The sequence below is a fragment of the Geobacter sp. genome, assembly GCF_030834625.1.
Classification (GTDB): Bacteria; Desulfobacterota; Desulfuromonadia; order Geobacterales; family Geobacteraceae; genus Geobacter.
The window spans coordinates 1-9,110 of record NZ_JAUQXO010000046.1 but is presented as its reverse complement, the minus strand read 5'-3'; the positions used below and the strand labels follow the sequence as shown (position 1 = coordinate 9,110).

Genomic DNA, 9,110 nt, shown 5'->3' with positions numbered 1-9,110 from the left:
CGTTCTTCTCTGATCTTTCTGACGTTGTTTTTGAATTTCATCGCCCATTCCCGCAAAGCCAGGTAGTTTACGGCGAAATGTACTGGAATTGAAACTAATGTCAAGGAATTAGTTAAAATTGAACGAAGTTGAAATCTATTAAGCAAAATTGATACCGTCAACGCTTCTGTAGCTATAACGGCAACGGTGTCAATATGAAGCCCCATCTGTGACAATTTCTGTCTCCCTCTCGCCGTTATTTTGACAACTACACCAAAAAAAACAAAGCCGGGGCCAAGAATCACATTCGTGATATTTCGGCATCCCGGCTGTCTCAGTGAGACCCTGTGGGCTTTCCGCCCCATCCTCGCGGATGGTTTAGTATTGTCGATATCAGTATCAGGTTCAGCTGTGTGTTCTGATTAAAGCAAAAACAGCTCCAACTTGCCCTGCCATTCCAACTCCCCCATCCCTTCCCTCAGAGCAATTGGAAGCATCAGTATGCGTACAGCACCGAAAGGTTGGCCTTCTCCTCGGAGACGGCACTGCGTTCCCCCTGAACCTCAATCTTGTAGATTCCGGGAACGTGCTTTACCTTTACCCCCCCACTGCCGCCGGCATCAGGATTGTATGCCGCGCCCGCGCCGGTTATGAACCATTCCGGCTCATCGGTAACCTGGGAGGATGGATCGGAATTGCCCGGTGAGGTATCGACGATCTTGGAGTAAACGGTGAACCCTGGCTGCGCGGAGAGTCCCTGCAGACTAAAGCGCAGGTCCGGTGCCCCTTTTATAAAAGAAAGCGCCTCCGATTTTTCCTGGCTCGAACATGCGGTCCACTGTGAAACGGGAAGAGTCAGTTTTTGCTTGAGACAATCATCACTCACAAGAAACTGGAGGTCATTACCGGAGAAGGCGGACTGTAACTGCGACATCTTGGTCGAGGAACTGATATTGGCGAAAAGATACGGAAGAAAATCCTTCGTAACGACTTCGACCCCCCCATAGGACGCATCGAGGGAATTGGCGTAATTCTTCCGGGCCGCCGACACCTTTGTCCCTTGGGTGACGATGTAAAGGAGAGCCAAGACGATGGCCAGCGAAATCAGGGTGAGCATCAGGGCGGTAACGAGCGCCACCCCTCGTTCATTGCGTACTGTTTTCATGACTGGACCTATTGCTTCTGGTAGAGGTTTCGTGGCTTGACCGCAATTTCATGGACCTTCCACCGATAGTTGCGCCAGTCGGCGCCGAAGACTGTTGTCATGTCGCTCTGCTTCCAGACCCTGCCGGTTGAAGTGATGTTCGGATTACCGACGACGATGGCCTTATTGGGATCGCTGACAGGGTATGAAAAGCTTGTGTCCTTGCGTCCCTCGTGGGTCAGGAGGTAGACCCGGATGGTGCGCAGTTGCTCCCGTATGTCCTGTGCCGAAAGACTGGCCAGCCCATCGACATAGGTCATCGTTCCGCCGTAATCGATACCGGAGGTGTCGAGCTCGAACACTACCTGCATGTCACCAACACAGTCGAGAAGCGGATAGTCGATATACCCGGTTGAGCCGGTGTAGTCCCCCTGCTCGACAACCGATTTGTAGAGGATGCCGGTGCCGACATTGCACCGCGGATTCATGCCGGAGGCAGGCCTCTTGATGTAATAGTCGGCGCGGTTGTACGGCATCCGCAAGTCAGTGTCGTGGTCAACCCCGTACACGTCGACCCTCTGCTCCTTCCCCGTCGGTTTGAACGCATCGCTGGGGGGGGTAGAGCCGTTCGCCACGTAGAAGAAGTTCGTGCCGTTCATGAGAAGCTGCCTATCGTCGCCCATGGTGCTGGAGAAGGAGGTGGCGACGCTGATGACGCGGTCGCCGTCCACGATGTCGTCCTGAGCATTTTTCGTAACGATGAAGCTCTTGTTCGACAGCTCGTTGCCAGAATAGTTTACATAGGCGAGCCTTTGGGCCGCAGGGCTCATGGAGACGTTTATCGATTTAGCGACAAGGTAATCGACGCCGGGGTTGGTGTCGGCCGATCCATTGATGATCTTGCCGGTCGTGGCGGACGTACCGAGCACCACCGCCCGCGGTATCGAGGGGGGCGTATCGTTGAACGACTCGGCATCTATGCCGTCGACAGGGGTGTCGGTCGATACATCCACCTCGGTGTAGGGTGTCGTGAAGGAATTCTGGAACGACCAGGGTAGTCCGTAGCCGACATGTTCGAGGTCCCTCCGCAGAATTTCGAGCCCCACCACCTCTTCGATCTGCGCCTGGCTGGATTTGACCAGATGCCCGGATTGAAAAAGGATTTTTTCAAAGGCGGATGCACTGATCATAATGACTGTCATGAAAATGACCATGACGACAATCAATTCTACAAGCGTGAAACCTCGTGCGTTTCTCATGGTGCTCCCACGCCTCTATCGCGACTTGATGGTCCGTATCTGCTGCTGGAACTGCTCGCCCTTGAGGGTCCACGATACTGTAACGGCTAGCTCCTTTGAAACCCCTGATGCGCCGATGGCGCTCCAACTCCTGCTGACCGTGTAGTTCCTGGCTACCCCGCGGGTCTTCATGGGGACGCTTTCCGGAGGGAAGGCCGCACTGGTTATCTGATCGAAGGGTCTGGCCCTCAGGGAGTTCATGCGGTCATCGGCAAGCCTCACCGCCTCGTCGCGCAGCTGATTCTTAAGGTTATGCTGCATTGCCACGTTTATGGCCTGGAGGAGGCCGAGGAGGCCGATCATCATGATGATGATGGACACCATGACTTCGATGAGCGTAAATCCCCCCTCACTTGAGGGTGATGTTGGCAGCTTCACAGCTTCCTCCGTTACGTTTTCCGAGCCTGATCCCCGTTTCGGTGATGATGACGCTGTCGCAGGGGGCAGTGTTGCCGGACGTCCCTATACAGAGGGGTTTTCCGACCACGTTGGCATCGGTGACAAGGCCGTTTCTCTCAAAAAGGATTGTTGTCGTAATGGGCGAGGTTATGGGATAGCGGACCGCCCTGCTGACGACCGGATTGCCGGTGGTGACCGCCGATGAGTAGATGGAGTACCGCCCCGCGGTAAAGGCCACTGCCTTGTCCCTGCGCTGGAGCATGGCATCGGCCTTGGCCTTCGAGAGGTCGGCCAGCAACATGCGCGTATCCCCCTCGATGGCGCCCTTGCGGGAATATTCACTGAACTGCATGGTGCCCATAGCGAGCAAAATCCCCATGATCGCTATGACGAGCACCAGTTCAACCAGAGTGAAGCCGTTCCTTCTCATGTCACCGTTCCCTGACGTGGAGAATCTTCTTTACGGGCTTGAGCCCGGCCTTGGAGACGATGGGCGGCGCATCGGCCGCCGGCTTTCCGACTATGCCGGTATTGATCCGCCTCCCCTGCTTGCTGTTTTGACCCGAAAATGCCGTGGAAAGGTCTATCTCCTCGAAACTCCCCGTTGACGATTGGATGAGCGCCTTCCCTTGCCTGGCGCTGCCGTCGAGCTGATAGCCCGACTTGTACTTGACCGCCCAGAAGTAGGCGGTACCACCGAATTTACAGACATCGGCCTCGGGGACAAAGGTTGTGAAAAAGACAGAACCGTTCACGGTGGTTACGGGGTCGGTTATGACTCGCTCACTGGCATCGAGGGTTATGTACCACCCCTTGGCAACGGTGTCATCGGTGGTGCCGGCGGTACGGTTGTCGAGGTCGGACAGGGCAAGGGGGGTGCTGCCGCACGTGCTGCCGGCGGCATCGTCGATGTCGTTCTTGGTAACAGTGCCGCCATCGTGGGTAACGGTCGTTTTGTAACAGGGCTCCTTGACCATGTAAAGCCGGCGCGTCGTAGAGGAAGCATCATCGCCACTGAAGTAGTAGCGGCCCGTCCCGAAGAAGAGATAGAGGCTGTTCCCCTGCAGCTTTGCCACCGACGTGGTTACGGGGCCGATGCCGTCTATAACGCGTGACACCTTCCACTGGGTCGCGGGATTGAAGCCGACGGCTTCGGGATCACTGCTGTCGGGAATGATGAGCCGGAGCACGCCGCCATCGGTCCAGGTCCCATCTGACGCCTTCTTCACGTACCCCACATAGAGGGCGTCGTCCTGATAGTAGCCGTCGGAGTACGGGTTGGGCCGGTCGGTGTCGACAGATGCGCTGGAGAGGGAGCCGGCAAAGGCCTCCGGGATGCCGGTGTCGATGGTCCAGACCCCATCCGATGGCCCCTTCTCCATATCGAAAATAAAGAGCCTCAGGTTCTGGTTCGATTTTCCCTTGAACTGCTTCACGGTTGTGTCGATGGGTCCGGTGGGCCCCGAGGCGAAGACCACGAACCATCTGCCATTCTTCGAAGTATCCGGAACGTATTTCCCCTGGGCGGTGTCGTATTTGCGGGCATTGAGCCTGACGATCGCCGGTCCTGTGGTTGTGAAACCAAGCTGCGGATCGCTGAACTCCCACTTGAGCGTCGGCGGATTCTGGAGGGTGTTGGTGGTGGGGTCCGTGTTGTAGTTCTGCCCCGTCACGTCGAGGGCATAGTAGGAGGAGAAACCGACCCCCTTCGTGTTGTCGGCAGGGTCGAGGATCGGCGTCTTTACGCAGGTACCCGCGGCCGTCTTGTCGGTGCAGGTGGAATCGCCGAACTTTCGGGAAGCCCCGCCAAGTCCCATCCCCCCGATGAGGTAGGTACGCCAACTGGAGCCGTCACCGGCCTTGGCGCACTGCCAGTAGTTGCTCTCGGTGCATCCCGTCGGCTTCGCAACACTGACATCGAAAAGCTGGGTCGTGCCATCGACGTAGAAAATATGATTGTCCTGGTAGCTGACGTCACCCAGATACTTGAGGTAGGGGAGCACGTTACGCGGAATGAACGTCCACTGCTCCTGGCCGAGATTGTTCCCCGAGAGGCGGGCCTTGACGTTGCCCGCGATGCCGGAACCCTTGACCGTGAGCTTGCCGAGCTTGAACGCGTGGAGCATCCCGTCGTTGGCACCGGCATAGACCATCCCCCGGTTCTGGTATCCATCCGAAGAGGTGAACGCCTTGTAGGTCCCGTCATTATAGCCGAGGGGGGACTTGAGTTGGAAGCTACCGATGGGCTGGGTCGACTGGAGGCGCGGCGTTGAAGACACAATGTCCCCCAGCTTCCAGACATTGCTTTCACCACCGATCGACACGCTGCGCTTGCGGTAACCAGTGCCCGGCTCCTCACCCTTGATGAAGGAGATGATCTTGTCTGCCTCATCCTTGCTGGAGGCCTGGAGATACTGCTGGACTGCCGCCTGCGTCGTGTCGAGAGCAGTGAAGCTCAGGAGCGTCCCCGCCAATTGGGTGTAGAGGGTCCGGGTTGTCGCGCTCCGCTTCCAGAGGAGCTTTCCGGCGCTCCAGATGCTCTTGAGCCCGAACTCCGGGTCATCAGGAGGTACTGTTTGCTGGGCGCCGTTGGGCATGATCCGCGTAAGAAGGGTCTGGTTGGCGTCACTGTCGAAGAGCAGCTTAACCACATTGGCCGATCCGATATTGAGAAAATGGTCGTTTTCGGGGGGCGGGGCGGAAGCCGGCGTGTAGTCGTCGTCCTCCCGGATGGTGCTGCCGCTGATGAAAGGGTCGATGTAATACCAAAGGTTGTACATCTCGCCGGACCATGCAACCTCGGTATTGTTCTCATATATCTTCTTCGGATAAAAGATGGCCTGGAGGATATTTGCACCACTCCCTTCGCTGTTGGAGAGAATTGACGCCGCCGTACCAGACGCCGTCCTGGCGAGAATCGCATCGAAGGCATCCCTCAGCTTCTTTTCCATCTCGTTGGGATTGTTGACGGAAAAATAGGTATCAGGAACGCCGTCTGGTGAGTCGCCAACGCCGGTTGCATCCCACTCGGAACACTTCGGATTCGGATTGGCGGTGCCACAGGTGGCGTCCGTATAGGGGAGCCCGTCACCGTCGGAGTCCTTGAAGCCGCCGTACTTGGAGGCATAGAGAAGGGGATCCTTGAGGAGCTTGCCGGTCCCCCCCGCCGCGGTGAAGGTGCGGGTAGCGCTGGTGGTGGAAATCCCATTCCCCCAGGGACGGTTGCTCCCCGTATGTTCTGCGATGAGATAGGTGCCATTGTCGTTGCCGACCCCGGCCACGTTGAAACCGAATGCCGCGGCGTTGCCGGCCTGGGAATAGACCCGTTCCACCTTGACCCATACCTGGTCGCCAGCCAGGGTCGTGGGACATTTGCCGCTGGTATAGAGCGGATCAGCAGTATCGATCGCACCGGCACACACCGTGTACTCGGCGAGGACGTCCATGTCGAAGTCGCCCCCCCCCACGTCGTCGAAGCTCGACTTGAACTTGATGTACTTGAGGTCGCTCATGCCGGAGTGGTAGACGGGATCGTCCACCAGATAGGTTCGCACCATCTGCAGGGTGGGACACTTCCCCGTCGTGTTCTTGGGGGTTATGACCACCCCCCTGTTGGCATCCACGGAGAAGGTGAAGTTCGTGGTCGAACAACTCCATCCATAATCGCTGCTGGTGGAAACCGATTTGCCGTAGGGGACGACCGTGGCAAACATGCCCGACGATGTTTTGACAGAGATCTCGGGAACGAGGGATTGGAAGGCAACGGAGAAGGTGGCGACGTTCATGGTATTGTGGCCGTATAGGGAGGTGGCGGCCGGATAGAAGTACCCCCCCTCCAGATCGGGCTCCGACGGGCAGATGCCGCGGACGTTGCCGAAGGCGGTAAGGGTTTTTTCCGAGCACGTCCCGTCGGTGTTCGCTCCAGCGGTCGTGCCGCTTTGGCCCACCATCGCCCCGATAGACGAAACCGAACTGTTTTCGTTAGCGAAAATCTGGTTTGCAATGGTCGACACGTTGAAGTCCGATAGGTTTCCCTGGGCGTTGGTGAACGAGGCAAAGGCCGAACCCTGGATCTGATCGGTGTCGAAGCTGTTGTAGACATCGCTGAAGTGAAGGAGGAACCGCTGGGAGCACACGGGGAAAATGGTTGCGGGGGCGTCCCAGGCGGGCTTGCTGAGGCTCAGGCCGTCGTCGTTGCCGTCGCTGATATTGGCCACGTACTGAGATGTCGCATTTTGGAGCCCGTTCAGGTACCGAAGACCTTCGTAGAGTATCTCGGCGGTGGGGTTTCCCCATCGCTGGGAGATCGGATAGGTGGTGGGACACTTCATGTTCTCGATGGACTGAATGAGGAGCCCCTTCTGATCGGTGTTGGAGGTCTGAAAGTTGCCCGCCGAAGAGTTTATCTCGTTGAGGAAGCTCCACATGTTTTTGCGTAGCACCCCCCCCGCCTTGGGGTTCTTGAAGGAACCAGTGATGAGGCCGAAATACATCTTGACCTTGTCGACGCATACCCCTTTGTTGATGGACGAGCACTGGTTGTCGGAGCTGCAGGATGTGGCCATGTCCTTGGAGCAGACTTTCCCCGCTCCGGCTTCCTGGCGCTCACCATAGGACTGCAACACCCCCACCGGCTTGTAGTTGGAACCATAGAGCGCGCATTTGCCGGATTCCAGTTCGTAACCAAGGAGGTCGCCGCAGGCCTTCACGTTGACGTCGAAACGCTGGGTGGTGGGAACCAGGTTGTTGTGGCTGTCGGCCGCGCCGTCGCCATTCTTGTCGATGACCCCGGTGGAGCAGATATTGGTGTTTCCGTCAACGTTGACCCAATGCCAGGCCCGGAGGCCGCCTGACACCGTGACGTCGCTCACGGTCGTTACGTCAGGAATTACGCGGAGTTGGGACGCCAGTTTCGAGGTTGAACCGTTGGAGGTCACGCAGAACAGCGCCCGATTGCCGTTGACTCCTCCGGGGAAGAGCTTGGTGGCGTCACTGCCGAGGAACTCCTTGGCCCAGCTGTGGCCGTCCTGGGGGATGTTCTCGCCGGTTATGATGGCCGACGTGGATGAGGAGTTGTCGGTGGTGCGGTAGCCGCCGTAAAGTACCCGCTTGATGATGTCGGCCCGCGACATACTTACCCAATTCAGGAAGTTCCCGCTCCACTTGCCGGCGTTGGTGCCGGTACAGTACTTGTCGTTGCCGGCATCTCCATCATTATAGGTATTACCAGTGGCGATAAAGGTGTTAGCATCGGAGCCCGACGTCTGGTAGGTATAACACTTGAAGGGGTCGAAATAGCCATAGTAGGAAATGCTGTGGTCGTAGCCGGTATCGAGCTTGCCGTCGCCGTCCACGTCCGAGGCGTCATTGAAGGCCGGGAAGTAATACTTGTGGTCCTTCCCCATACTGAAGAGCACCTGCGGCGGCACCGCCGACGCAATGAACGGCGGCTGGATGCAGTAGTCACCCAGGGGAGCGGCGGCCCATGCGCCCATCGGCGCGCCCACCAGAAGAACCGTACCGGTGAGGATGAATTTCATCTGCTGGGAAATCCTCAACAAACTGAATCCGCGTTGCATACTTCTCTCCTCGGGTCTGTCAATTTCTCCACGAGCGCAGCGAATCATGCCCTGCCCGCAACTGCCCCGAAGATATTCCATTGCAATATTCAGGCCACTAAACTGCGCGCCGGCAATGATCTATCATCCTGTAATCACACGTCATTCAAGGCTCGTAACTCCCACAAAAACACGGGGCTATGCAAATTTTGCATAGCCCCGTCGAACAACCGGCACTCAACCCGTATTCAAAGTTCCACCCACGCCCCCCCGCACCACTTGCGCACGGTCACGCTGAAATCGCTGGAATTGGTCGAAATTGCCATGGCGCCGCCCGACAGGCTCTGGAGATAGACGGTGCCATTACTCCCCGTGATACCAGTTTCGCAGACAAACCGGTTGCCCGTGAAGGAAATGCCATCCTCTGCTTCTGCCAACCCCTTGATGGGATCGCGGGTGCCATAGCCGAACCTGATCCCTTCGGGAAGTGTCAATGACCTGACATCGGCATCCTTTCCGGATACGAGAGTAATCAGGCTCTTGCCAGGATCAAACAGGATGGCGCAGGGTTTGTCCTGAATGCTCAACAGCTTTGCATCCCTGATGATATCCCTTATCTCACGGACCACCGACTTGAGCCGGAAATCGCCGTACAGACTGCTGAACGCCGGCACCGCAATGGCGCTCATGATACTGATGATGGCAACCACAAGGATGAGCTCAAGGAGCGTG

General features: G+C 57.2%; 7 protein-coding genes and 1 riboswitch. All 7 genes read right to left on the bottom strand.

Going from position 1 to position 9,110, the window contains the following annotated elements:
* A partial coding sequence (locus RCH91_RS12260) for a hypothetical protein (RefSeq protein WP_306535247.1) occupies positions 1-215 on the bottom strand: 215 nt, incomplete at its 3' end.
* Positions 216-295: 80 nt separating this feature from the next.
* Positions 296-372, bottom strand: a riboswitch (cyclic di-GMP riboswitch).
* Between the two features lie 103 nt (positions 373-475).
* Positions 476-1,144 carry a pilus assembly protein PilX gene (locus tag RCH91_RS12255; protein ID WP_306535246.1) on the bottom strand — a complete coding sequence of 223 codons (669 nt, stop codon included), beginning with the start codon at positions 1,142-1,144 and terminating at the stop codon, positions 476-478.
* 8 nt (positions 1,145-1,152) lie between these two features.
* Positions 1,153-2,382 carry a prepilin-type N-terminal cleavage/methylation domain-containing protein gene (locus RCH91_RS12250; RefSeq protein ID WP_306535245.1) on the bottom strand — a complete coding sequence of 410 codons (1,230 nt, stop codon included), beginning with the start codon at positions 2,380-2,382 and terminating at the stop codon, positions 1,153-1,155.
* Positions 2,383-2,397: 15 nt separating this feature from the next.
* Positions 2,398-2,799: a prepilin-type N-terminal cleavage/methylation domain-containing protein gene (locus tag RCH91_RS12245; protein WP_306535244.1), complete on the bottom strand. Its 402-nt coding sequence runs from the start codon at positions 2,797-2,799 to the stop codon at positions 2,398-2,400.
* The gene (locus RCH91_RS12240; RefSeq protein ID WP_306535243.1) at positions 2,771-3,250 is read right to left on the bottom strand and encodes a Tfp pilus assembly protein FimT/FimU; all 480 of its coding nucleotides are present in this window, start codon (positions 3,248-3,250) and stop codon (positions 2,771-2,773) included. The genes RCH91_RS12245 and RCH91_RS12240 overlap by 29 nt, the downstream gene beginning before the upstream one ends.
* Position 3,251: 1 nt before the next feature.
* Positions 3,252-8,399, bottom strand: coding sequence for a pilus assembly protein (locus tag RCH91_RS12235; protein WP_306535242.1), 5,148 nt, complete (start codon positions 8,397-8,399; stop codon positions 3,252-3,254).
* A gap of 227 nt (positions 8,400-8,626) precedes the next feature.
* Positions 8,627-9,110: Tfp pilus assembly protein FimT/FimU (locus RCH91_RS12230; protein ID WP_306535241.1), on the bottom strand; the 484-nt coding region annotated here is incomplete at its 5' end.